Source organism: Streptomyces sp. NPDC028289 (assembly GCF_055565975.1).
In genome coordinates this window covers 257,299-280,894 of sequence record NZ_JBVHTI010000005.1, presented here as the reverse complement: position 1 = coordinate 280,894, position 23,596 = coordinate 257,299, and the positions used below count along the sequence as shown (strand labels likewise).

The window sequence follows — 23,596 nt, the reverse complement described above, 5'->3', positions numbered from 1 at the left end:
ACGGGAAGCGCCCGGCCAAGCGGAAGGTCCGCAGGGTCGGTGCCGCAGACCAGAGTACCGGGTCACCCCCCGTACCTCGCAAAAAGATTGGGGGTCCCCGCAGATGACCACTCTCCGTAAGATGCTCGACGGGGTTCGCTGTAGCGAACCGTGGTTTTTTTGGGGAAGCGATGGGGAGACGCAATGGACGCCGCACAGCAGGAAGCCACCGCCAGAGCGCGGGAGCTGCAGCGGAACTGGTACGGAGAGCCGTTGGGGGCGCTCTTCCGTAAGCTCATCGACGACCTGGGGCTCAACCAGGCACGTCTCGCGGCGGTCCTCGGACTGTCCGCGCCCATGCTGTCGCAGCTGATGAGCGGACAGCGGGCGAAGATCGGCAACCCGGCCGTGGTCCAGCGGGTGCAGCTGCTCCAGGACCTCTCGGCACAGGTCGCGGACGGCAGCGTGAGTGCGGCCGAGGCGACCGAGCGCATGGACGAGATCAAGAAGTCCCAGGGGGGCTCGGTGCTCAGCAACACCACGCAGACGACCAGCGGTTCGGGGGCGCCGACGGTCAAGCGGGTGGTCCGCGAGATCCAGTCGCTGCTGCGCTCTGTGGCCGCCGCCGGTGACATCATCGACGCGGCCGACACTCTCGCTCCGTCCCACCCGGAGCTGGCGGAGTTCCTCCGGGTCTACGGTGCGGGCCGCACGTCGGACGCGGTCACGCACTACCAGTCGCACCAGAGCTGAGCCACGGCCCGGCGCACCGGAGGGGGTCCGGTGAACCGGGCGGGGCCAGGCCCTGGCAGAGGGGGTCATGCGAGAGGGGTCGTATCGCTCATCCGGGGGAAGCAAGGGGGGTAACAGGCAAGGGGGGTGGCAGGGGAACCCGAGGGGGAGGGGCACGGGCAGTCATGGGTGAGGTCTTCGCGGGCCGGTACGAACTGGCCGACCCGATCGGTCATGGCGGAGTGGGCGCCGTCTGGCGCGCCTGGGACCACCGGCGCAAGCGCTATGTGGCGGCCAAGGTGCTCCAGCAGAGCGACGCCCACGCACTCCTGCGCTTCGTGCGGGAGCAGGCGCTGCGCATCGACCACCCCCATGTCCTGGCCCCGGCCAGCTGGGCCGCCGACGACGACAAGGTCCTGTTCACGATGGACCTGGTCGCCGGCGGCTCGCTGGTCCACCTCGTCGGGGACTACGGTCCCCTGCCCCCGCTGTTCGTCTGCACCCTCCTCGACCAGCTCCTCGCCGGCCTCGCCGCGGTGCACGCCGAGGGAGTGGTCCACCGGGACATCAAACCCGCGAACATCCTGCTGGAAGCGACCGGCACGGCCCGTCCCCGGCTGCGCCTGTCCGACTTCGGCATCGCCATGCGGTTCGGCGAGGCCCGGCTGACCGAGACCAATCTCGTGGTCGGTACGCCGGGTTACATCGCCCCCGAGCAACTCCTGGGCGCCGAGCCCGACTTCACGGCCGACCTGTTCGCCGTCGGCCTCGTCGCCCTGTATCTCATGGAAGGCGCCAAGCCCGACGCCAAGGCGCTCGTCCAGTACTTCGCCGAACACGGCACCCCAGGAGCGCCCAAGAGCATCCCCGACCCGCTCTGGCAGGTCGTCGCCAGCCTCCTCCAGCCCGATCCCCGCGCCCGCTTCCGCACGGCCACGGGAGCCCGCAGGGCGCTCGCCGAGGCCCGGGAACTCCTCCCGGAGACGGACGCCGACGACGAGTCGATCGAGATCTTCGACCAACTGGGGCCGTTGCCGCCGGGGTTCGGGCCGGCGGGTCCGGTACGGGTGGCTTCGGGAATCGACACGGCGCAGGGGGCGCCGGGGACTGCGGCGGGGCCTGGCGCGGCGGGATCGGGGACCGGGATGGCACGGGGAGCGGCGACGCACGGTGCGGCGGCGGGTGCGGACACGGCGACCGCGCCGGGGGTGCGGGCAGCCGGCGCCGCCACGGGACTGGAGACGGCCGGGGAATCGGCCGCGGCGGCAGATACGGGTGCGGGCACGGTCCCGGGTGCGGGTGCGGGTGCGGGTGCGGGTACGAAGTCGAGTGCGGGCCCGGATCCCAGGTCAGGTGCGGGTTCGGGGGCGGCGCCGGCTGCGGCGACACCCGGGGCCGAGGACGGAGCGGCGGCGAGGAGCGCCGCCGGGTCGCCCCCGGCGGACGGTACCGGCAGCGGCGGAACCACCTCGGCCCCGGCCTCCATGTCCGACACCGGAAGCTTCCGGCTCCCCCCGCCCCGGACGCCGGTCACCCCGCCCCCCGCTGCCGTACGGCCCGGGCCGACACCGCCGTACGTGCCGTACGCCGAGCCGGCGGCCGCCCCGGCCGCGCAGCCCCACACGCCCTGGCCCCCCGCGCAGCCGCTCCCCCCGGTCCAGCCACACGCCGACACCCCCACCCCGACGGCCACGTACACCGCGCGGGACCCGCAGACCCCACCGCCGTCGATCCGCACCCATGGCCGGCGTCGGCGGCGGGCGCCCAGGCCCGGCCCGCCCGCGAGGGCGGCCGTGCCCATCCTTCTCCTCGCGCTGGCCTGCTACGCCGTCGGTTTCTGGGCGCTGGCCCGGCTCTGAGCACGCCGGGCGACCAGGGTCCACAGGCCCAGGACGAGCAGCAGAGCCGTGCCCGTGCCGATGCCGCCCGCCGCGAGCGCCCGCATCGCCGTGTCGTCGTCGGCCGGGGTCAAGAGTCCCCCGCGGTCCCAGGCCACGCCGAAGATGCCCTTCGGGACCGGTGAACCGGCGTATTCGGGGCCGGAGTTCGGGGTGCCGTCGATACGGACCCGGAGCGTGACGCCGTACGGCCCCTTGCCGAAGGTGTCCGCGGTCTGCCCGGTGAGGTGGACGACGAGGTAGTAGGCGCCGGCGAAGCGGACGGCGCTCTCCGCTCCGGAGGCGGCGTACCGGTTGGCGTAGGCGACAGGCGGCAGGGGATCCAGGGAGGACGACTTCTGGGTGCCGTCGTAGCCGAGGGAGACGTCGTCGACGTAGCCGCGGACGGGGTTGTAGAGGGAGAGGTTGAGAGCGGCGCTGACATAGCCGTGGGCGTCGCCGCCGGTGCTGCCGAGGTCGACGGTGGCGTGCAGCTGCTGGCCCCAGTCGACCGGGACGGCGTAGTAGAGCGTCTGGCCGGGCGTGATGTCGGTCTGCCAGACACCCTGGTCCAGGGTGCGGGCCGTGGTGAAACCGGCGCCCGCGGTGCGGTGGCGGGGGTCCGAGGTGAGCGGCTCGGGGGACGCGGAGTTCCAGGCCTCGGGGGCGGTGGTGGCGCCGGCCTTGGCCAGGGCCGGTTCGGTGACGGGGGCGATCTCCAGGTCCCAGCTGCCCGGGGAGGTGGTGCGCGAGCCGGACACGACCCGCGCGACGACCACGTAGTAGGTGCCGGCGTCCCGGCACAGCGCCTTGCCCGCGTCCCGCCGCCCCACCGCCGTGACCGGCCGCGGGCTGAGCCCGGCGCCGAAGCGGGCGCTGTCGTAGTCGCAGGCGGTGCCGTTGGCGTCCTCGATCGAGACCTCGATGCCGTCGCTGGCGGAGACGGTGGCCGAGGAGGGCGGCACGGCGGTGACGGGGACGTAGGCCGTGGTGCCGGCGGTGAGTTCGAGGCGGAAGTACAGCTCGCCCTTGTCGGGGAGGGTGCTGCGGTAGGCCGTACCGGGCTCCAGCGTTACGGCGTCCGTGGTGCTCGCCGCTCCGGCGACGGTGCGGGCGTCGGGGGCGAAGGAGTATCCGCTGCCGCCGTCGGCAGCGGCGGCAGCGGACGGGAGCAGTGCCGTCAGTCCGAGGGCGGCCGTCACGCAGATGCCCCGCCATGCCGCCGTACGCCACCGCCGTATCACGCACGCCCCCAGTCGTCATCCGCCGACCGCCGAGGTCACGGTCCGGCCGGGCCCCATACTGCCCCGCGCGCCCCCGCGCCACCCGGCGATCCGCACGACCGTCCGAAACGCCCCACCCGGAACCCCCGTATCGCACCGCCCGGCCGTCCCGGCGACGCAGGCTTCGGCAACGCAAGTCCCGGCAACGCAGGCCCCGGCAACGCAAAACCCCGACCGCGCCGGCGGCCGGGGTCTCAGTGTCGTCTGTTGTCGGTACTCACGAACCCGTGGGCACGGAGTCAGTCGCCTCCGTCCACAGATCCTGCTCGGCGCGATCCGCCTGGATCTGGCGGTACACGAGGAGCCCGCCGATGGCGGCCAGTGCGACCAGGAGAAGCTTCTTCACCGCGCGACCTCGTCTCTTCCTTGACGTAGGGGACCTCTGGCGCCCGACTATACACACCGACCGATATCGATCGGTGACCTGGCATCCGGCCCCCAACTCCGGTCCGCCGCAAGGTGTTGCACGAGGTCGGACCGCTCCGATCGGAGGGTGATCACACCTCCACGGACGGTTACTTTGCTCCCCCTCGACCGCCTTCATGCGCCTTTCTTGGGATTTTTCCCATGCCATGCACCCATCCGTGTGGTGTTCATCAGAACATCGACGCGCCACAGGCCGACGTCCCCCACTTCGCGAGCCCCATACACATCATGAGGAAAGTACGCAAATCGCCCAACCCGAAAGTGAGGGGCCATGGCCCGGAACTCCAAGGTCATGAAGCTGTGGACCGCCATCGTCACCGCATTCCTCGCGCTGTGCACGGCGCTCGGATTCGTCTCCGCCACCACCGCCGCCGCAGTACCGCAGACCGAGACCCCACGCAACAGCACCGGCGAGGACCACGGCCCGGCCCGGGTGACGATCCCGGCACAGACCCACTGGCTCTGGTCCCAGGCAAGGTCCCTCCCACCCACGATGAAGCAGCGGATCCGGGCCGAGGCCCACGGCAAGACCCCCAGCTGCCGCCACCGCCCCCTGGACACCACCGAGTCGGAGACCTCGGCAGAACCCCCCGCGGCTCCGCTCGACTGCTGACCCCCTCAGGTAACAGACGGCTCGGACGCAACGGCGCAAGGGCGACTTGCGTACGTACCAGCGCCTACTGCGACACAGACCCGCGACGGGATCGCCCCGGTCGCGGGTCTCCGCACGCCCGGAATCCCCACATCCCTGCATTTCTGCACCCTGCATGCCTGCATGCCTGCATCCCTGCATTTCTGCCTCTGTGTCTCCGTGCCTCCATGGACGGAACGGCTCGGCTCATCAACTCCTCTTGAGGAGTCGTAGGCTGATCATGTGCCCAAGGCATACGAGGAGATCGCAGACGACCTCCGCCGCTCCATCAGGGAGGGCGAGCGCGAGCCCGGCGCCCGGCTGCCCTCCGAGGCGGAGCTGGCCCGGTCCTACGGGCGGAGCGTCCCGACGATCCAGAACGCGCTGCGGTTGCTGAGCGCGGAGGGCCTGATCGACAAGCGGCACGGCAGCGGCACCTTCGTGCGCCGCCCGCGCACCCGCGCGGTCCGCGACAACGAACGGCACCAGTGGGAGAAGAACCGCGCCCTGATGCCGGAGGCCACCCGGGCCGAGACCGGCGCGACCGAGCGCGAGACCGGCCTGGTCATCGACGACCTGGTCTTCTTCGCCCGCTACCGCGAGCTCACCGCGCCCGGCGACCTCGCCGACGCGTTCGGGGTGCCGGAGGGCACCGCGCTCCTGGAGCGCACCTACCGGACCAGGCACTCCGCCGAGACCGCTCCCTTCAGCCTGGTGACCTCCTACCTCGTGCGCGACCTGATCGCGGCCAATCCGGCCCTCCTGGACGAGGCCAACGAACCCTGGCCGGGCGGCACCCAGAACCAGCTGCACACCGTCGGCATCGAGGTCGGCCGCGTCGAGGAGCGCTTCACCGCCCGGCCGCCGACGCCGGAGGAGGCCCGGGAGCTGGACCTGCCGGCCGGCACCTCGGTGATCCTGCTGCGCAAGACGTCGTACGACATCCACGACCGCATCGTGGACATCACCGCCGTCACGCTCCCCGGCGACCGTACCGAGCTGCTCTTCACCACACACCTGGAAAGGTGGTGAGCGCTGCCGTGACCCGGCGCATCACCGTCGTCACCGCGGTCCACGCGCCGTCGGCCCCATTCCTGCCCGAGGCCCACAAGTCGCTGTGCGAGCAGCGGCTGCCAGACGGGTGGGAGTGGGAGTGGCTGATCCAGGAGGACGGTCACGGCGAAGAGGTCCAGGCCTACGTCCCCGACGACGCGCGGGTGTCCTTCCGGCAGGGCCGTACCGGGGGTCCCGGGGTCGCGCGCACCATGGCGCTGGCCCGGGCGCAGGGGTCGTACGTCAAGGTCCTCGACGCCGACGACCAGCTGCCGCCCGGTGCACTGGGCCGTGACCTGGCCGCGCTGGAGGCCCGCCCGGACCTCGGCTGGGCCACCTCACAGGCTCTGGACCTGCTGCCGGACGGCTCCACGGCCGGTTTTCCGGGCGATCCGGAGGAGGGCCCGATGGAGCGCGGGACGGTGCTCGGCCACTGGGCGGCGAACGGCTTCCGTGCCCAGGTCCACCCGGCCACCCTCTTCGTCCGCCGCGAGCTGCTGCTGGCCCTCGGCGGCTGGATGGCGCTGCCCGCCTCCGAGGACACCGGGCTGCTGCTCGCCCTCGACGCCGTCAGTGCGGGCTGGTTCTCGGCGGAGGTCGGGCTGCTCTACCGCAAGTGGGAGGGCCAGGCCACCGGCCGCCCCGCGCACACCGACCCGGTGGAACGGGAGGCCCGCATGACGGTCGTGGCGGCACGGGCCCGGGCGCTGGCGGAGCTCGGCTGGCGCTACGGGTGACGTGCGGCGGTACGGCGGCGGTACGACCGTCCTGCCGGGGCGCTCACAGGGCCGCCGCGTCCACGCGGGAGAACACCAGGTCGCTCTCCTCGGTCACCGGGCGGTCCCAGCGGACCGGGACCACCGGTTCGCCGTACAGGGCGCGGGGGTAGCTGTCGGCCGCGTAGCTGTTGGCGAGCCGGTAGACGTGGTAGCCGGCGTCGGTCATGGTGCGCAGCAGGTCGTCGGCGGAGTCGCCCAGCTGGGCCATCCGGTCGGGGGTGACCTCGACGGTGATCTCGGCGTCGGGGCGGAGTTTCTCCAGCAGCGGGGCGAGCCCGCGCACCACCGCTCCCTCGGCGCCCTCCACGTCGATCTTGACGACCCGCGCGGTCTCGATCTCCTCCGGCCGGAGCAGCTCCGGCAGCGGTACGGCCTCGATGTCGAAGCTGGACTCGGCCGGGCCGTCCCACGGGACGATGCTGTTGGCGCCCATGTTGCGGGAGCTGGCGAGCACGAAGGTCAGGGTGCGGTGGGCGTCGGAGACGGCGGCGTTGACCGCGCGGATGTTCCGGCAGCCGTTGAGCGCGCTCTGCTGTTCGAGGCGGCGGTGGAAGGCGGGGGAGGCCTCCACGGCCACCACCCTGCCCTGCTCCCCGACCAGCCGGGAGGCCAGGACGCTGAAGACCCCGATGTTGGCGCCGACGTCGACGAAGCAGTCCCCCGGCGCCAGCCGGCCGCGCAGCCAACGGGTCATGTGGGGTTCCCACACCCCGAAGAGGTAGAGGTAGCGCTGGATGAGGTCCTGGGTGTCGACCGCGAACCGGTCGCCCGAGAGCGTCTCGACGACGCGCCGCCGGGGGTGGTCGCGCAGGTACGGGTTGAGCGCGCGGGCCGCGAGGGACTTGCCCCAGGGGCCCGGGACGTCGCGGACGTAGCGGCGGCCGAGGGTGGCCAGGAGTTCGGTGAGTTCCGTGCCGGTGCTGCGCATCCGCTAGTCAGTGACCTTCTTGCCGTCGATCCGGATCGCCTGCGACGGGCAGCGCTCGACGATGTCCCGGATCAGTTCGTCCTCGTCCCCGGGCTCCTCGCGTCCGGGCAGGACGAAACCGTACCCGTCCTCGAAACCGAACACACCGGGTGCCCGGAAGGCACACTCGCCCGACCCGTAACAGACGTCGGCATCGACGGAGACCTTCATGGAAGGTCCCCTGCCCAGCAGGGGACCCGCTGAACCCGCTACTTGAACGGCAGCTCCAGCATCCGGATCGCGTTCCCACGCAGCAGTTTGTAGGCGACCTCCGGGTCCAGGCCGCCCACGTGTTCCTGGGCCACCCGCTTGGTCTCCGGCCAGGTCGAGTCGACGTGCGGGTAGTCCGTCTCGAAGGTCGCGTTGTCGACGCCGACCGTCTCGATCGCCTCGATGCCGTGCCGGTCCCGGAAGAAGCAGCAGAAGATCTGCCGGTAGTAGTACGTCGAAGGCGGTTCGGGGATCAGGTCCTTCACCCCGCCCCAGGCACGGTGCTCCTCCCAGACGTCGTCGGCGCGCTCCAGGGCGTACGGGATCCAGCCCATCTGGCCCTCGCTGTACGCGAGTTTCAGCCGCGGGAACTTCACCAGGACCCCGGAGAAGAGGAAGTCCATCATCGAGGCCATGGCGTTGTTGAAGCTGAGCGAGGCCTGGACGGCGGGCGGGGCGTCCGGGGAGGCGGCCGGCATCTGGGAGCTCGACCCGATGTGCATGTTGACCACCGTCCCGGTCTCCTCGCAGGCCGCGAAGAACGGGTCCCAGTAGCCGGAGTGGATGGACGGCAGGCCCAGGTAGGTGGGGATCTCGCTGAAGGTGACCGCCCGGACGCCCCGTTCGGCGTTGCGCCGGATCTCGGCGACGGCCAGGTCGACGTCCCACAGCGGGATCAGGCACAGCGGGATCAGCCTGCCGCCGCTGTCCCCGCACCACTCCTCGACCATCCAGTCGTTGTAGGCGCGGACGCAGGCCAGCGCGACCTCCTTGTCGTCGGCCTCGGCGAAGGTCTGCCCGCAGAAGCGGGGGAAGGTGGGGAAGCAGAGGGAGGCCTCGACATGGTTGATGTCCATGTCCTTGAGCCGTTCCTTCGGGTCCCAGCAGCCGGGCCGCATCTGCTCCCGGGTGATGCCGTCGAGCGTCATCTCGTCCCGGGAGAAGCCGACGGCCGCGATGATGCGCTTGTACGGGAAGAGCAGGCCCTCGTACTCCCACCAGTCGGTGGTCTGGCCCGCGGGGTCCGTGGTGAACCGGTACTTGCCGCCGACGTAGGCGAGTTCACCGATGCCGGCGGTGAAGGGCTTGGGTCCCTTGTCGCGGTACCTGCCCGGCAGCCACTTCTCGAAGAGGTGCGCGGGCTCGATCACGTGGTCGTCCACGCTGATCACCCTGGGCAGATCCTGGGTGCCGGTCGCGTTCTCTGCCATGCCTACCCCCTGCTGCCTGCGGAGTTCCCACATTATCTGACGGTCCATCAGATAAGCCGTCGGCATTCAGGCTAGGCCCAGGAGCCCGCACCAGCAAGGCCCGCCGCACCCCGCCCGCCGCCCGCCTCCCGGAGTTCGTCTCGCCCGCCCTCTTGCGACGCGTGCCGCCTTCCGCTGAACTGACGAACCGTCAGATAGATGGTTCGGGCAGTCGGACAGATGGTCATGGGGATCCAGGGAGGGTGCGGGATGCGATCAGCCTTGCTGAACGGTGCCGAGTGGTTCGCGGTGCTCCGCATCGGGCTCGGTCTGTGGTGGCTGGAGAGCTGGCGGCACAAGGACAAGAAGCAGTGGTTCGGCGGCGGAGGCATCCGGTGGGCGGCCGGTGTCGCGGAGAAGCACCGCTGGCCGGTGGTCCGGCGGGGCTTCGACACCGTCGTCGCACCGCGCCCCCGGCTGATGGCCTACGTCGTGGCCTACGCGGAGCTCGCCCTGGGCCTCGGACTGGTCGCCGGCTTCCTCACCCCGGTCGCGCTGGTGGCCGGGTTCCTGCTCAACCTGATCTACCTGGTCCTCATGATCCACGACTGGGCGGAACAGGGCCAGAACCTGATGATGGCCCTGATCTCCCTGGTCGGCCTGTTCGCGATCAGCTGGCAGAGCTGGTCGGTGGACTCGGCACTGGGTCTGTTCGGCTAGCCGGACGCCCTTCGGGGTCGGGCCCCATGGGAGCGCCCGCGACGAGGTGCCCTCTGATCGGCGGCGCAGCCGCCGTTCTGGGGGCGCGGGGAACTGCGCGACCAGCCACGACGAGCCCGCAGCGTCCCTCCGCCCCCATCACCCCATCACCCCATCACGGCATCACGGCACCCGCGGCGAGGAGGCACAGATGACGACCGACCCCTCGAAGTCCCCCTCCGGCTCTCCCCCGAAGTCCCCCTCCGATTCCCCTTCGGCCGACACCCTGAGAAAGCTGCACTCGGCCCGCGCCCGCAGCGCGTACGAGCGCGCGGTGGCCGCCTGCCGCGACGCGGGGATCACTCCGGACGCGGCGCAGACCGTCCCGACGAGTCCGGCGGGACGGGCCGCGAACGCGCTGCGGCTGTCGGCCCAGTCGCTCGCCGCGCTGGCCGGTACCGCCCCCGACCCGGCGGCGGACGCCCGCTGCGCCCGCAACGCCGCCGCCACCGCGGCCCTGGCCGCACAGGTGGCCGCCGCCCTGGACGACCGCACCGAGACGGCTTCCGCCCTGCGCGCGGCCCTCACCGCCTCCCAGGCGGCGGCGACGGCGGCCGGCGGTACGGCGGCGGGACGGGACTCGGCCCTGACCGCGAAGGCCGACGACACTGAGGAACGCGCGGTCGAGGCGGCTCGTACGGCGGGCTGGATGTGATCACGTACGGCGGGCGGGATGTGATCCCGTGCCGTTCGGCACCGGTCCCTCCCCACGTGGGGACCGGTGCCGAACGGCGCGGGAGGTGGAGGACCCCCGACTGAGACCGGAGGCCGGCTCAGTGGGCGGGAGCAGTTCGCGTCCGACGGCCACTCCGGCGGAGGACCACCAGTCGAAGGTGACCGAGAACGTGCGGTGCCTTGAGCTGTCTCTGGGAATGCTGAGCTGGTCGGCCGGTCGGGGCGACCCCCGATCACCGCGTTGCTGAGGCGAAATCCTGCCAGCCGAGGGGCCCGTATGAGGAGGGCAGGACGTCCGGTCCAGGGCTTCGCCGCAGGTCAGCCGTATAAAGTGGGTTTTCCGGTCCGGATGGCCAGCAGCGGGGGAAGTAAGGGGTGGAGATCCTTGGGTCCCGACGCAGGGGCACGCACAGCCTTCGCGGAACGTCTCGCGTTGCTGTACAGAGAGGCCGGTAATCCTCCGCTCAAGCGAGTCGCCGAGGCGGTCGACCGACTGCACCGCGTCGACGAGCGGGGTCGGCCCGTGCGGGTCTCCGCCCAGCGGATCAGCGACTGGCGGCGGGCGAAGAACGTTCCCGCACAGTTCGTCGCCCTCTCCGCCGTCCTGCAGGTCCTGATCCCGCAGGCCCGTCGCGCCCAGCCGACACCGGTGTCCGGCGGGCTCTACGACCTGGTCCAGTGGCAGAAGCTGTGGGAGCGGGCCGTGGCCGATCCGGTCGGCGAACTGCCCACACCGGAAACGGCCGAGGAGACGGAAAAGCCGCCGCCGGTCGACAGCGTCTGCCCCTACCGGGGTCTGGCCTCCTACCGCCGTGAGGACGCCCGCTGGTTCTTCGGACGGGAACGCAGTACCGACGCACTGGTCGCCCAGCTCCGTTCCGCGGAGTCGGGCGGCGGTCTGGTGATGCTGGTCGGCGCCTCGGGCGCGGGAAAGTCCTCGCTGCTGAACGCCGGCCTGGTCACCGCGGTCCAGAGCGGCGCCCTGGCCGACGACGAGGACCGCGACCGCCCGCGCCACATATTTCAGCTCGTCCCTGGCGCGGACCCCGTGAAGGAGCTGACCCGCCGCATACCCGAGCTGGCCGAGCCGGCAGACCTGGACGACCCGGACGCCGTACGGAAAGCGCTCACGGCCTGGGCCCGCCGGGAAACATCGGCCACGCGGACGGCGGCCGGGCGGACCACGCCCGAACCGACCGACGCCGTACCTGCCGTACCGACCGCAGCCGGATCAACCGTCGATGTTTCACGTGAAACACGACCGCCCTCGCGGCCCCATCCAGCCCGTCCGGTCGTGATCGTCGACCAGTTCGAGGAGACCTTCACCCTCTGCACCGACGAGGCGGACCGGCGCACCTTCGTCCAGCTCCTACACACGGCCAGCACCCCCGCCGCCCCCGGTGAACCGGCCCCCGCCCTGGTGGTCCTGGGTATCCGTGCCGACTTCTACGAGCAGTGCCTCGGATACCCGGAGCTGGCCGACGCGCTCCAGCACCGGCACATGGTGCTCGGCCCGCTGACCACCGCGGAACTGCGCGAGGCCGTGACTGCTCCCGCCAAGGCCGTGGGCCTGGAACTGGAGCCCGGGCTCGCCGAACTGATCGTCCGTGAGGTGAGCGCGGACGGCCCGCGCGGCGCCCATGACGCCGGCGTCCTCCCGCTCCTCTCCCACGCCCTGCTCGCCACCTGGCAGCGGCGCAAGGCGGGTCGGCTGACGCTGGCCGGCTACCGGGCGGCCGGCGGTATCCAGGGCGCTGTCGCGGCGACCGCCGAACGCGCCTGGTCGAGCCTGGACCCGGCCGCCCGCACCGCCGCCCGGCTGCTTTTGCTCCGGCTGGTACGGCTCGGCGAGGACACCCAGGCGACCCGCAGACGCGGCACCAGACGCCAGCTGGCCGCGGAATCCACCGACCCGGGCAAGACGGAGGAGTCGCTCGAAGCCCTGGTCCGGGCCCGGCTGGTGACCCTCGACGCCGACACCGTGGAGATCACCCACGAGGCGCTGCTGCACGCCTGGCCCCGGCTGCGCGAGTGGCTCGACGAGGACCGCAACGGCAATCTGCTGCGCCAGCGCCTGGAGGAGGACGGCCGGGCCTGGGAAGAGTCGTCCCAGGACTCCTCGCTTCTCTACCGGGGCTCACGCCTGGAACAGGCCCACACCTGGGCGAAGTCGGCCGGTGACACCTTCCTGACCCGCAGCGCGGTGGAGTTCCTGGCGGCCTCGGTACGGCTGCGCCGCCGTACCGTGTGGCTCAGCCGGGCCGCCGTGTCGGCGCTGGTCGTGCTCGCGCTGCTGGCGGCCGGCTCCGCCGTGATCGCCCGCCAGCAGCGGGACGACGCGGTGTTCGAGCAGGTGGTGGCGGAGGCCGACCGTTTCCAGTACTCCGACCCGTCGCTCTCCGCCCAGCTCGACCTGGTCGCCCACGACCTGCGCCAGGACGACGAGGGCGCCAACAACCGTCTGATCTCCATCGTCAACGCCCCACTGGCCACCCCGCTGCTCGGCCACACCGGCGCCGTCTACCTCACCACCTTCAGCCCCGACGGCAAGGTCCTGGCCACCGCCGCCTACGACCGCACGGTCCGGCTGTGGGACGTGAGCGACCCGACCCGGCCGAAGGCCCTGGGCAAGCCCCTGCTCGGCCACACGAGCTGGGTCTCCAGCGCGGTCTTCAGCCCGGACGGCAGGACCCTGGCCAGCGCCGGCGACGACGGCACCGTACGCCTGTGGGACGTCTCCGACCCGCGGCACCCGACCTCCCTGGGCTCACCGCTGGCCGGCCACGACGGCACCGTCTACCTGGTCGCCTTCAGCCCGGACGGCAAGACCCTGGCCGCCGCCGACGAGGACCACACCGTCCGCCTGTGGGACGTGCACGACCCGCGCCACCCCGGCTCGCTGGGCACCCTCACCGGCCACACCGAGGCCGTGCGCTCCATCGCATTCAGCCCCGACGGCCGCACCCTCGCGGCCGGCAGCGACGACAACTCGATCCTCCTGTACGACGTCTCCGACCCGCGCCGCCCCGAGCGCGTCGGCGCTCCGCTCACCGGACACACGGCGACCGTGCACTCGGTGGCCTTCAGCCCGGACGGCCGGACCCTCGCCAGCGGCAGCAAGGACGACACCGTACGGCTGTGGGACGTCAGCGACCGGGCCCACCCCAAGACCCTCGGCGCGCCGCTCACCGGCCACACCGGGCCTGTCTGGTCGGTGGCCTTCAGCCCCGACGGCTCCATGCTCGCCGCGGGCAGCGCGGACTCCACGGCCAGCCTGTGGAACGTCGACAACCCGGCCTTCCCCTCCCAGGTGGGCGAGCCGCTCGCGGGCAGCAGCGGCGAGATGTACGCCGTCGGCTGGAGCCCCGACGGGCACACCCTCGCCACCGGCAGCGGTGACGGCAAGGTGCGGCTGTGGTCGATCCCGGGCTCGGACATGATCGGCGCGGCGGGGGCGTTCAGCCCCGACGGCAGGGTCCTGGCCACCGGCGGCGGCGACAGCCGGATGCGGCTGTGGAACATCACGGATCCGGCCCGGCCCACCGCGCTCGGCGAGCCGTTCACGACCGGGTCACGGGACCTGCGCTCGATGGTGTTCACCCGGGACGGGCGCACCCTGATCATCCTGACCAGTGAGAACAACCTCAGCTGGGTGCAGCTGTGGAACGTGTCGGACCCCGCGCACCCCGCCCAGTACGGTGCGCCGGTCCGGCTGAACACCCGGTACGCGGGCTCCGAGGCGCTGACCCTGAGTCCCGACGGGCGGACCGTGGCCGCCGACTACGACGACCGCACGGTCCAGCTCCTGGACATCAGCGACCCGGCCCGTCCCCAGCGCCTCGGTGAGCCCCTCAAGGGCCACACCGGTTACGTCAACGCGCTCGTCTTCAGCCCGGACGGCCGCACCCTGGCCAGCGGCAGCGCGGACGGCACGGTCCGCCTCTGGAACGTCTCCGACCGGACCCGGGCCACGCCCCTCGGCGCCCCGCTGAAGGGCCACCTGGGCCCCATCAACACCCTCGCCTACAGCCCCGACGGCCGCACCCTGGCCAGCGGCAGCGACGACGACACGGTCCGCCTCTGGAACGTCTCCGATCCCGGCCACGCGACCCGTCTCGGCTCGGCCCTCACCGGCCACACCGAGGCGGTGGTCTCCCTGACCTTCAGCCGGGACGGCAGGACCCTGGCCAGCGGCGGCAACGACAACACGGTCCGCCTCTGGAACGTGTCGTCCCCGTCCTCGGCGCACCCCATCGGCCAGTCCATGAGCCCCAACGCCAAGACGGGCAACTTCCTCTCCTTCAGCCCGCGGAGCAACATGCTGGGCGTCTCCAGCGGCGCCGACACGGTCCGGCTGTGGAGCCTCGACGTCGACCAGGCGGTCAACCGCATCTGCGCGGTCACCCGCAACGTCCTGACACCCGCCAAGTGGCGCGAATACCTCCCCCGCCTCGCCTACAACCCGCCCTGCGAGGCCTGATCCGCCCCTGCCTCCGACCGCGTTTGAGTGATCCCGATCACAACTGCTCAAGACGGCTGAGAAGTTGACTCCCGCCGCACAGGCCACCTTGTTAGGCTGGCCGCAACCCGGTCGCTGGTGCATCCCCCGTCGCCAGCGACCGGGCCTTTTCATGCCCGCTCCCGGCCGAGCCCGCACCGCCGCGACCACCGTCCCGGCTCAGTCCCCGGCGTCGGTCCAACGAGCCCCGGCGAACACTCCGGTCCGGATCTGCAGCACCGCACCGAGCACGATGAACCCCAGGGCAACGCCGGAGACAACCAGCCCCACCCCGGACGAGACGCCGAGAACCCTGGCCCCGCCGTCCAGGACGAAGCCGCCCCCCATCGCCACCCGACCCCACCCATCCCTGCGCGACCGCGCGTGCGGCGCGGCTCCCCGACCGATCAAGGCCAGCACGCCCACGACCACGACAAAGCAGCCGGCTCCCAAGGTGACCCACCCAGACATGGCACCCCCTCCGCGGGAAGGCTACGCCCGCGGGCCTGGCGGTGCCGTAGAGCACCGCCGGTCGACAGTTCCGCTATGCCTGGCTGATCAGCACGCCGACAGCACACAGGGCGCACGCGAGCCCGATCAGACTCTTCTTCACGCCACGGCCGGCAGCCTGCCGCTGGAGTTCCCGCGTACCGAGCAGGGCCCCACAGAGCAGGAGAGCGCCGGCGACGACGCGTCTGACCACCTGCACGGGCGCCCTCTCGGCCGTAGATGCCGAAGACCCCCGGGGACCAGATGGCCCGGGGGTCTTCGTGCTGGTGGGGCTAACAGGATTTGAACCTGTGGCCTCATCCTTATCAGGGATGCGCTCTAACCAACTGAGCTATAGCCCCGCCGCGCTCTGCGGTGTATGTCCCGCGCGCTGACTCCTGAAGATTAGCGCACGACCGGGGCAGTCCCAAAATCGGTTGTCGGGGGACCGTCAGGAGAGGTTTGGACCGCGGTTACTCGTCCTCGGCCAAGGTCAGCTCGACGCCGCCGACGAAGCCCGCGGAGAGGTTGTAGATGAACGCGCCGAGGGTCGCCAGCGCCGTCGCGAGGACGACGTCGATGACCGCGATGATCGACGTGAACATCAGGACGTGCGGGAGGGACAGGAACGCCTGGAGGTCGAAGCCGTTCGACTCGTTCGAACCGGTCGCCTCCGAGATCGTGCCGCCGACCGTCGAGAACACGCCCATCGCGTCCAGGACCATCCACAGCACCGCCGCCGCCACGATGGAGCAGATGCCCAGCGCGATGGAGAGCAGGAAGCTGACCTTCATCACCGACCAGGGATCGGCCTTGGCGACCCGCAGCCGGGCCTTACGGGTGCGCGGCGCGGTGCGCGCTCCGGCGGCGCCCGTGCGCGGCCGTCGTACGCCCCCCGCGGGCGCCTGGGCGGCCTGCGCCGCCGGGTAGGCCTGCGGCGGGTGGTAGGGCGCGGCGGGCTGCTCGGCACGCCGCTCCCCGGGCAGCGGGGAAGCCCCCTGCTGCGGCTGTGCGGGCGCCGGCCGGTCGCCCGGCGCGGCCGGCCCTCGGGTGTCGGTCACAGTTCCCCCCTGCGATCCCTGTGCGTCGGACGCGGGCGCCTTCGCGGGCGCCTTGATCGCCTTCAGCTGGGTCGTGTGCGTGTCCGCCTGCTGCGGCGCACCGCCCCCGTCGGACGCGGCGGAGCCACGGCCGCCGCCGTCCGCATCCGTACCCGTCGAGGTACCGGCCGATCCGGCGCCCGTGGCTCCGCTCACGATGACTCACTCCTCGTGCCTACTCGGCCGAGGGCGCCTCACCCTCGTCCGTGCCGCTGGTCGCGACACCCTCGGCGGTCTCGTCCACGGCGTCCTCGCCGTCGACTTCCTCCGCCTCGCTGCCGGCCTCGGCGTTACGTGCGATACCCACGACGGCATCGCGCTTGCCCAGGTTGATCAGTTGGACGCCCATGGTGTCACGGCCCGTCTCCCTGACCCCGCTGACTCGCGTGCGAATCACACCGCCGGACAGGGTGATGGCGAGGATCTCGTCGTTCTCCTCGACGATCAGCGCGCCGACCAGTGAACCGCGGTCCTCCACGATCTTGGCGGCCTTGATACCGAGGCCGCCGCGGCCCTGGACGCGGTACTCGTCGACACGGGTCCGCTTCGCGTACCCCCCGTCGGTGGCAGTGAACACGAACGTACCGGGTCGAACAACATTCATCGACAGAAGTTCATCCCCCTCACGGAAACTCATGCCCTTGACACCGGAGGTGGCCCGGCCCATGGGTCGCAGAGTGTCGTCGGAGGCGGTGAACCTGATCGACTGTGCCTTCTTGCTGATCAGAAGCAGATCGTCCTCCGCCGAAACCAGTTCGGCACCGATCAGTTCGTCGTCGGAACCGTCCTCGCGCTCGCGCAGGTTGATCGCGATGACACCGCCGGAGCGGGGCGAATCGTAATCCTTCAGAGGCGTCTTCTTGACCAGACCGGCCTTGGTGGCGAGCACCAGGTACTCCGCCGCGTCGTAGTCCCGGATCGCGAGGATCTCGGCGATCGCCTCGTCCGGCTGGAAGGCCAGCAGGTTCGCCACGTGCTGCCCGCGCGCGTCCCGGCCGGCGTCGGGCAGCTCGTAGGCCTTCGCCCGGTACACCCGGCCCTTGTTCGTGAAGAACAGCAGCCAGTGGTGCGTGGTCGAGACGAAGAAGTGGTCGACGATGTCGTCTTCCTTCAGCTTCGTACCGCGCACGCCCTTGCCGCCGCGCTTCTGCGCCCGGTAGTCGTCCGTCTTGGTCCGCTTCACGTAGCCGCCGCGCGAGACGGTGACCACGATGTCCTCCTCGGCGATCAGGTCCTCGATGGACATGTCACCGTCGTAGGGCACCAGCATGGTCTTGCGGTCGTCGCCGTACTTCTCGACGATCGCGGCCAGCTCCTCGCTGACGATGCCGCGCTGGCGGACCGGCGAGGCCAGGATCGCGTTGTACTCGGTGATCTTCGCCTGGAGCTCGTCGTGCTCCTGGATGATCTTCTGGCGCTCCAGGGCGGCCAGTCGGCGCAGCTGCATCTCGAGGATGGCGTTGGCCTGGATCTCGTCGATCTCCAGGAGCTCCATCAGGCCCGTACGCGCGATCTCGACCGTGTCACTGGCCCGGATCAGCGCGATGACCTCGTCGATCGCGTCCAGCGCCTTCAGCAGACCGCGCAGGATGTGCGCCCGCTCCTCGGCCTTGCGCAGCCGGAAGCGCGTACGGCGGACGATGACCTCGATCTGGTGCGTCACCCAGTGCCGGATGAACGCGTCCAGGGAGAGGGTGCGCGGCACGCCGTCGACAAGGGCCAGCATGTTGGCGCCGAAGTTGGTCTGCAGGTCGGTGTGCTTGTACAGGTTGTTCAGGACGACCTTGGCGACCGCGTCCCGCTTCAGCACGATGACCAGGCGCTGGCCCGTCCGCGACGAGGTCTCGTCACGGACGTCCGCGATGCCGCCGACCTTGCCGTCCTTCACCAGGTCGGCGATCTTCTGCGCGAGGTTGTCGGGGTTCACCTGGTACGGCAGCTCCGTGACCACCAGGCACTGGCGGTTCTGGATCTCCTCGACCTCGACGACCGCCCGCATGGTGATCGAGCCGCGACCCGTGCGGTACGCCTCCTCGATGCCCTTGCGGCCGACGACCAGGGCGCCGGTCGGGAAGTCCGGGCCCTTGATCCGCTCGATCAGCGCGTCCAGGAGCTCCTCGTGCGAGGCCTCCGGGTTCTCCAGGCACCACTGGGCACCGGCGGCGACCTCGCGCAGGTTGTGCGGCGGGATGTTGGTCGCCATGCCGACCGCGATACCGGCGGAGCCGTTGATCAGCAGGTTCGGGAAGCGGGCGGGCAGGACGGTCGGCTCCTGGGAGCGGCCGTCGTAGTTGTCCGTGAAGTCGACGGTCTCCTCGTCGATGTCGCGGACCATCTCCATCGACAGCGGCGCCATCTTGCACTCGGTGTACCGCATGGCGGCCGCCGGGTCGTTGCCCGGGGAACCGAAGTTGCCGTTGGAGTCGACGAGCGGCATCCGCATCGACCAGGGCTGGGCCAGGCGGACCAGGGCGTCGTAGATGGAGGAGTCGCCGTGGGGGTGGTAGTTGCCCATGACGTCACCGACGACACGGGCGCACTTGTAGAAGCCGCGCTCGGGGCGGTAACCGCCGTCGTACATCGCGTACAGGACGCGTCGGTGGACGGGCTTGAGACCGTCCCGGACGTCGGGCAGCGCGCGGGACACGATGACGGACATCGCGTAGTCGAGGTACGAGCGCTGCATCTCCGTCTCGAGCCCGACGGGCTCGATGCGCAGGGTGTCGCCGCCTTCTGCCTCAGGCGTGACTGGGGTGTTCTCGTCGGCCATAGCTGGTGGGGATCCTTCCTGGTGCGGTCAGCTGAGACCGACTCAGATGTCGAGGAAGCGGACGTCCTTGGCGTTGCGCTGGATGAACTGGCGGCGGGCCTCGACGTCCTCGCCCATCAGGACCGAGAACAGGTCGTCGGCCTGGGCGGCGTCGTCGAGGGTGACCTGCCCGAGGACCCGGTGGTCGACGTCCATGGTGGTCACGCGCAGCTCCTCGGCGTTCATCTCGCCGAGACCCTTGAAGCGCTGGATCGAGTCCTCCTTGACCCGCTTGCCGCGCTGGCGGCCCAGCTCGAGGAGGGCGTCGCGCTCGCGGTCGGAGTAGGCGTACTCGACCTCGTCCCGGCCCCACTTGATCTTGTAGAGCGGGGGACGGGACAGGTACACGTGCCCCTGCTCCACCAGGTCGCGCATGAAGCGGAACAGGAAGGTCAGCAGCAGGGTGTTGATGTGCTGGCCGTCGACGTCGGCGTCCGCCATCAGGATGATCTTGTGATAGCGGAGCTTCTCGATGTCGAAGTCCTCGTGCACACCGGTGCCGAAGGCCGAGATCAGCGCCTGGATCTCCTGGTTCTGCAGGATCTTGTCGATCCGCGCCTTCTCGACGTTGAGGATCTTGCCGCGGATCGGGAGGATCGCCTGGTACTGCGGGTTGCGGCCGGACTTGGCCGAGCCGCCGGCGGAGTCACCCTCGACGATGAAGATCTCGCACTTGGTGGGGTCGTTCGACTGGCAGTCGGAGAGCTTGCCCGGCAGCGACGCGCTCTCCAGCAGGCCCTTGCGCCGAGTCAGGTCACGCGCCTTGCGGGCCGCCACGCGCGCGGTGGCCGCCTGGATGCCCTTGCGGATGATGTCCGCGGCCTCCACCGGGTTGCGGTCCAGCCAGTCGTTCAGGTGCTCGTAGACCGCCTTCTGCACGAAGGTCTTGGCCTCCGTGTTGCCCAGCTTGGTCTTCGTCTGACCCTCGAACTGCGGCTCGCTGAGCTTGACCGAGATGATCGCGGTCAGACCCTCACGGATGTCGTCACCGGTGAGGTTGTCGTCCTTCTCCCGGAGCAGCTTCTTGTCGCGCGCGTACTTGTTGATCAGCGAGGTGAGCGCCGCGCGGAAGCCCTCCTCGTGGGTGCCGCCCTCGTGCGTGTGGATGATGTTGGCGAACGAGTAGACGCCCTCGCTGTAGCCGCTGTTCCACTGCATGGCGACCTCGAGGGACAGGCTCTTGTCCTTGTCCTCGGCCTCCAGGTCGATGATCGTCGGGTGCACCACGTCTCCCTTGCGGGAGTTGAGGTACTTCACGAAGTCGACGATGCCGCCCTCGTAGTGGTACGTGACGGTCTTGACCTCGGCCTTCTCGTCCGCACCCGCCTCGTCCGCACCGGCGACGGCCTTCGCCGACTCGCGCTCGTCGGTGAGCCGGATCGTCAGGCCCTTGTTGAGGAACGCCATCTCCTGGAAGCGCCGCGACAGCGTCTCGAAGGAGTACTCGGTGGTCTCGAAGATGTCCGGGTCGGCCCAGAACGTCACCGAGGTGCCCGTCTCGCCGGTCTCCTCGTGCTTGGCCAGCGGAGCCGTGGGGACGCCCAGCTTGTAGTCCTGCGTCCAGCGGTGGCCGTCGGTCCTGATCTCGACGGACACCCTGCTCGACAGCGCGTTCACGACGGACACACCCACACCGTGCAGACCGCCGGAGACGGCGTAGCCGCCGCCGCCGAACTTGCCGCCCGCGTGCAGCACGGTCAGCACGACCTCGACGGCCGGCTTGCCCTCGGACGCCACGATGCCGACGGGGATGCCACGGCCGTTGTCGACGACGCGCACGCCACCGTCGGCCAGGACCGTCACGTCGATGGTGTCCGCGTAGCCGGCCAGGGCCTCGTCGACGGAGTTGTCCACAACCTCGTACACCAGGTGGTGCAGGCCGCGCTCACCGGTCGAGCCGATGTACATACCGGGTCGCTTGCGGACCGCGTCCAGCCCTTCGAGCACGGTGATGGCACTGGCGTCGTACGAAGCGGAGGCGGTGGCCTCACCGTGCGCGCCGGCGTCGGTGGACGGGATGTTCTCGTTGGGGTTGCCGGAATCGGCCACGAAGCGCCCTTTCTGGCACAGCACGAGCCAGGCTCGTCGGCGGGTTGCCGGAGCGGCTGCGGCATGTTGCGTTGGTAAGCCTTGATCAGCGTTGCTCAGCTTTTCCCGGACGGTCCCCACGGTCGGGGCGGGATTGTCTCCCAGTCTACCGGTAGCGCCGACAGTGATGGGGGTTTGCCGGTACCTGAGTCCGCATGTGCCGCCCTGAACCGGCCTCTGCCGACTCCCGATATACGGATGGGGGCTCCAAGAGGCTCACGGAGGCACTCAGCGCTTCCGGCTGTCAACCCTTGGCTACTCCGGCGTCAGGTCGCTATTCGCAACCGCGTGCGGTCGTACGACGATCAGCCGGGCCGACCGTGGAACGGCCCCGCACCCGGCTGCGATCGTGACGTAAGTCACCCGTAGGTGTCCCCGGGACCCGTGCTCCCAGGGGCCCGCAGCGGACCGTAGCGGCGGGCCGGACCGCCGGGATTGAGCACCTTGATCAGCCGTACGGTGCCGTGCCCCAGGTCCTCGTTCAGGCGGGCGACCAGCGCGGGCGCGAGGTGGCGCAGCTGGGTCGCCCAGGCCGTGGAGTCGCACTGGACGACCAGCACCCGCTCGTCCTCGTCGTACCGCTGCGGCACACAGTGCTTGGCCAGGTCCTCACCGACGATCTCCGGCCAGCGCCCCATCACCCCGCCCACCGCGGCCGGTGTCTCCCAGCCGCGTTCGGTGATCAGCCGGTTGATCGCGGAACCCAGCGCCATGGGGTCGCGGCCGTCCGCGCGCGCGCCGGAGCGCAGGCCACCGCGCCGCACCTGCTTCTTCTGCTGCGCCGCGTCGCCACGTGCGCGTGCCGCCTCCTTGGCCGCCCTGAGCGCCACGCGCGCGAGGTCGACACCGGAGGGTTCCTCCTTGGGTGCGGGTCCGTCGGTGCTCATGCCCGCTCCACCGTCCCGTCGGCCACCGCGTACCGCGTACCGGCCAGGATGTGCGGCACGTCGTCGTCCACGGCGGCGGTGACCAGCACCTGCTCACCGGGCGCGACCAGCTCCGCCAGCCGCTCCCGGCGCCGTGCGTCCAGCTCGGCGAACACGTCGTCGAGCACCAGCACCGGCTCGTTGCCCTCGGCCCGCAGCAGGTCGTACGAGGCGAGGCGCAGCGCCAGCGCGTACGACCAGGACTCGCCGTGCGAGGCGTACCCCTTGGCGGGCAGCTGCCCCAGCTTGAGGACCAGGTCGTCGCGGTGCGGGCCGACCAGCGTCACGCCCCGCTCGATCTCCTGCTTGCGGGCATCGGCCAGAGCCGCCATCAGCTGGCCGTACAGATCCTCGCGCGTGTGCGCCTCGCCGGGCGCCGACGGCTTGTACTCCAGCGCGACGGGACCACCGCCCGGCGCCAGCTGCTCGTACGCCTTGTCCGCGAGGGGCTGGATCGCGGCGACCAGGTCGACCCGCTGGGCGAGCAGCTCGGCGCCGGCCCGCGCCAGGTGCTGGTCCCACACGTCGAGCGTGGACAGGTCCATGGAGCGGCCGCCATGGCGCCGGGCGAGAGCGGCGGTCTTCAACAGGGTGTTCCGCTGCTTGAGCACCCGCTCGTAGTCGGACCGCACACCGGCCATCCGTGGCGAACGGGCCGTGATCAGCTCGTCCAGGAAACGCCGCCGCTCGCCGGGATCGCCCTTCACCAGCGCGAGGTCCTCGGGCGCGAACAGCACGGTCCGTACGATCCCCAGCACGTCCCGCGGCCTGACCTGCGAGGACCTGTTGATGCGGGCGCGGTTGGCCTTGCCGGGGTTCAGCTCCAGCTCGACCAGCTGCTGCCGGTCGCCCTGCCGGACCTGCGCCCGGATGATCGCCCGGTCGGCGCCCATGCGGACCAGGGGGGCGTCGGAGGCGACCCGGTGGCTGCCGAGGGTGGCGAGATAGCCGACGGCCTCGACGAGGTTGGTCTTGCCCTGGCCGTTGGGGCCGACGAAGGCGGTGACGCCCGGGTCGAGCGGGACCTCGACCCGGGCGTAGGAGCGGAAGTCGGCCAGCGACAGATGCGTGACGTGCATGGGTGTTTCGCCGACCTCCCCGTGACCTGCTGTTCGTCTCTGCTCG

The 23,596-nt window shown here is 71.0% G+C and carries 19 protein-coding genes and 1 tRNA gene; 8 read left to right on the top strand and 12 right to left on the bottom strand.

Going from position 1 to position 23,596, the window contains the following annotated elements; genetic code table 11:
* Positions 1-183 precede the first annotated feature (183 nt).
* Positions 184-732 carry a helix-turn-helix domain-containing protein gene (locus ACZ4UV_RS26050; RefSeq protein WP_093500792.1) on the top strand — a complete coding sequence of 183 codons (549 nt, stop codon included), beginning with the start codon at positions 184-186 and terminating at the stop codon, positions 730-732.
* A 164-nt stretch (positions 733-896) separates the two neighbouring features.
* Positions 897-2,570 (top strand): serine/threonine-protein kinase, encoded by a 1,674-nt coding sequence (locus ACZ4UV_RS26045; RefSeq protein ID WP_467841030.1) that lies wholly within the window; start codon positions 897-899, stop codon positions 2,568-2,570.
* Here the strand turns inward: ACZ4UV_RS26045 and ACZ4UV_RS26040 are convergent.
* Positions 2,534-3,790 carry a hypothetical protein gene (locus ACZ4UV_RS26040; protein WP_467841027.1) on the bottom strand — a complete coding sequence of 419 codons (1,257 nt, stop codon included), beginning with the start codon at positions 3,788-3,790 and terminating at the stop codon, positions 2,534-2,536. The two genes, ACZ4UV_RS26045 and ACZ4UV_RS26040, sit on opposite strands and share 37 nt — an antisense overlap.
* Before the next feature lie 298 nt (positions 3,791-4,088).
* Positions 4,089-4,217, bottom strand: a complete 129-nt coding sequence (locus ACZ4UV_RS26035; RefSeq protein ID WP_003999697.1) for a DLW-39 family protein — start codon at positions 4,215-4,217, stop codon at positions 4,089-4,091.
* A gap of 351 nt (positions 4,218-4,568) precedes the next feature.
* Between ACZ4UV_RS26035 and ACZ4UV_RS26030 the strand changes: the two genes are divergently transcribed.
* The 3 genes from ACZ4UV_RS26030 to ACZ4UV_RS26020 all read left to right on the top strand — a co-directional run bounded on the left by ACZ4UV_RS26030 (position 4,569) and on the right by ACZ4UV_RS26020 (position 6,718).
* The gene (locus tag ACZ4UV_RS26030) at positions 4,569-4,910 is read left to right on the top strand and encodes a DUF6344 domain-containing protein (protein WP_390043943.1); all 342 of its coding nucleotides are present in this window, start codon (positions 4,569-4,571) and stop codon (positions 4,908-4,910) included.
* Between the two features lie 261 nt (positions 4,911-5,171).
* Positions 5,172-5,960 (top strand): GntR family transcriptional regulator, encoded by a 789-nt coding sequence (locus tag ACZ4UV_RS26025; RefSeq protein ID WP_451019243.1) that lies wholly within the window; start codon positions 5,172-5,174, stop codon positions 5,958-5,960.
* Positions 5,957-6,718 carry a glycosyltransferase family 2 protein gene (locus ACZ4UV_RS26020; RefSeq protein WP_451019242.1) on the top strand — a complete coding sequence of 254 codons (762 nt, stop codon included), beginning with the start codon at positions 5,957-5,959 and terminating at the stop codon, positions 6,716-6,718. The genes ACZ4UV_RS26025 and ACZ4UV_RS26020 overlap by 4 nt, the downstream gene beginning before the upstream one ends.
* A gap of 43 nt (positions 6,719-6,761) precedes the next feature.
* Here ACZ4UV_RS26020 and ACZ4UV_RS26015 read toward each other — a convergent pair whose 3' ends face one another.
* The 3 genes from ACZ4UV_RS26015 to ACZ4UV_RS26005 are packed head-to-tail and all read right to left on the bottom strand — an operon-like array spanning position 6,762 to position 9,148.
* Positions 6,762-7,688 (bottom strand): FkbM family methyltransferase, encoded by a 927-nt coding sequence (locus tag ACZ4UV_RS26015; RefSeq protein ID WP_451019241.1) that lies wholly within the window; start codon positions 7,686-7,688, stop codon positions 6,762-6,764.
* A gap of 3 nt (positions 7,689-7,691) precedes the next feature.
* On the bottom strand, positions 7,692-7,898 hold the full coding sequence (locus ACZ4UV_RS26010; protein WP_451019240.1) for a ferredoxin: 207 nt from the start codon (positions 7,896-7,898) through the stop codon (positions 7,692-7,694).
* Between the two features lie 38 nt (positions 7,899-7,936).
* The gene (locus ACZ4UV_RS26005) at positions 7,937-9,148 is read right to left on the bottom strand and encodes an amidohydrolase family protein (protein ID WP_390043935.1); all 1,212 of its coding nucleotides are present in this window, start codon (positions 9,146-9,148) and stop codon (positions 7,937-7,939) included.
* A 249-nt stretch (positions 9,149-9,397) separates the two neighbouring features.
* Here ACZ4UV_RS26005 and ACZ4UV_RS26000 point away from each other — a divergent pair, with 249 nt between their 5' ends.
* The 3 genes from ACZ4UV_RS26000 (at position 9,398) to ACZ4UV_RS25990 (ending at position 15,041) form a co-directional block, all read left to right on the top strand.
* Positions 9,398-9,847 (top strand): DoxX family protein, encoded by a 450-nt coding sequence (locus tag ACZ4UV_RS26000; RefSeq protein WP_390043933.1) that lies wholly within the window; start codon positions 9,398-9,400, stop codon positions 9,845-9,847.
* Positions 9,848-10,037: 190 nt separating this feature from the next.
* Entirely contained in the window at positions 10,038-10,541 is a 504-nt protein-coding gene (locus tag ACZ4UV_RS25995; protein WP_451023309.1) for a hypothetical protein, read from the top strand.
* 369 nt (positions 10,542-10,910) lie between these two features.
* Positions 10,911-15,041, top strand: a complete 4,131-nt coding sequence (locus tag ACZ4UV_RS25990; protein WP_467841018.1) for an nSTAND1 domain-containing NTPase — start codon at positions 10,911-10,913, stop codon at positions 15,039-15,041.
* A gap of 198 nt (positions 15,042-15,239) precedes the next feature.
* Here ACZ4UV_RS25990 and ACZ4UV_RS25985 read toward each other — a convergent pair whose 3' ends face one another.
* The 7 genes from ACZ4UV_RS25985 to recF all read right to left on the bottom strand — a co-directional run bounded on the left by ACZ4UV_RS25985 (position 15,240) and on the right by recF (position 23,550).
* Positions 15,240-15,413, bottom strand: a complete 174-nt coding sequence (locus ACZ4UV_RS25985; protein WP_451022884.1) for a hypothetical protein — start codon at positions 15,411-15,413, stop codon at positions 15,240-15,242.
* Positions 15,414-15,833: 420 nt separating this feature from the next.
* Positions 15,834-15,910: transfer RNA gene (locus ACZ4UV_RS25980), tRNA-Ile, on the bottom strand.
* Positions 15,911-16,021: 111 nt separating this feature from the next.
* Positions 16,022-16,804, bottom strand: coding sequence for a DUF3566 domain-containing protein (locus ACZ4UV_RS25975; RefSeq protein WP_451022883.1), 783 nt, complete (start codon positions 16,802-16,804; stop codon positions 16,022-16,024).
* A gap of 19 nt (positions 16,805-16,823) precedes the next feature.
* Positions 16,824-19,418, bottom strand: a complete 2,595-nt coding sequence (gene gyrA / locus ACZ4UV_RS25970) for a DNA gyrase subunit A (protein WP_390043923.1) — start codon at positions 19,416-19,418, stop codon at positions 16,824-16,826.
* A 42-nt stretch (positions 19,419-19,460) separates the two neighbouring features.
* Positions 19,461-21,530 carry a DNA topoisomerase (ATP-hydrolyzing) subunit B gene (gene gyrB / locus ACZ4UV_RS25965; RefSeq protein WP_390043921.1) on the bottom strand — a complete coding sequence of 690 codons (2,070 nt, stop codon included), beginning with the start codon at positions 21,528-21,530 and terminating at the stop codon, positions 19,461-19,463.
* Positions 21,531-21,904: 374 nt separating this feature from the next.
* Positions 21,905-22,432 carry a DciA family protein gene (locus ACZ4UV_RS25960; RefSeq protein WP_390043920.1) on the bottom strand — a complete coding sequence of 176 codons (528 nt, stop codon included), beginning with the start codon at positions 22,430-22,432 and terminating at the stop codon, positions 21,905-21,907.
* Positions 22,429-23,550, bottom strand: a complete 1,122-nt coding sequence (gene recF, locus ACZ4UV_RS25955; RefSeq protein WP_390043918.1) for a DNA replication/repair protein RecF — start codon at positions 23,548-23,550, stop codon at positions 22,429-22,431. The genes ACZ4UV_RS25960 and recF overlap by 4 nt, the downstream gene beginning before the upstream one ends.
* Between the last annotated feature and the right edge of the window lie 46 nt (positions 23,551-23,596).

Bases quoted from the DNA above. Each gene is read 5' to 3' on its own strand.
- ACZ4UV_RS26050 (WP_093500792.1), top strand. From the start codon at position 184: ATGGACGCCGCACAGCAGGAAGCCACCGCCAGAGCGCGGGAGCTGCAG.
- ACZ4UV_RS26045 (WP_467841030.1), top strand. From the start codon at position 897: ATGGGTGAGGTCTTCGCGGGCCGGTACGAACTGGCCGACCCGATCGGT.
- ACZ4UV_RS26030 (WP_390043943.1), top strand. From the start codon at position 4,569: ATGGCCCGGAACTCCAAGGTCATGAAGCTGTGGACCGCCATCGTCACC.
- ACZ4UV_RS26015 (WP_451019241.1), bottom strand. From the start codon at position 7,688: ATGCGCAGCACCGGCACGGAACTCACCGAACTCCTGGCCACCCTCGGC.
- ACZ4UV_RS26010 (WP_451019240.1), bottom strand. From the start codon at position 7,898: ATGAAGGTCTCCGTCGATGCCGACGTCTGTTACGGGTCGGGCGAGTGT.
- ACZ4UV_RS26005 (WP_390043935.1), bottom strand. From the start codon at position 9,148: ATGGCAGAGAACGCGACCGGCACCCAGGATCTGCCCAGGGTGATCAGC.
- ACZ4UV_RS26000 (WP_390043933.1), top strand. From the start codon at position 9,398: ATGCGATCAGCCTTGCTGAACGGTGCCGAGTGGTTCGCGGTGCTCCGC.
- ACZ4UV_RS25995 (WP_451023309.1), top strand. From the start codon at position 10,038: ATGACGACCGACCCCTCGAAGTCCCCCTCCGGCTCTCCCCCGAAGTCC.
- ACZ4UV_RS25990 (WP_467841018.1), top strand. From the start codon at position 10,911: ATGGCCAGCAGCGGGGGAAGTAAGGGGTGGAGATCCTTGGGTCCCGAC.
- gyrA (WP_390043923.1), bottom strand. From the start codon at position 19,418: ATGGCCGACGAGAACACCCCAGTCACGCCTGAGGCAGAAGGCGGCGAC.
- ACZ4UV_RS25960 (WP_390043920.1), bottom strand. From the start codon at position 22,432: ATGAGCACCGACGGACCCGCACCCAAGGAGGAACCCTCCGGTGTCGAC.
- recF (WP_390043918.1), bottom strand. From the start codon at position 23,550: ATGCACGTCACGCATCTGTCGCTGGCCGACTTCCGCTCCTACGCCCGG.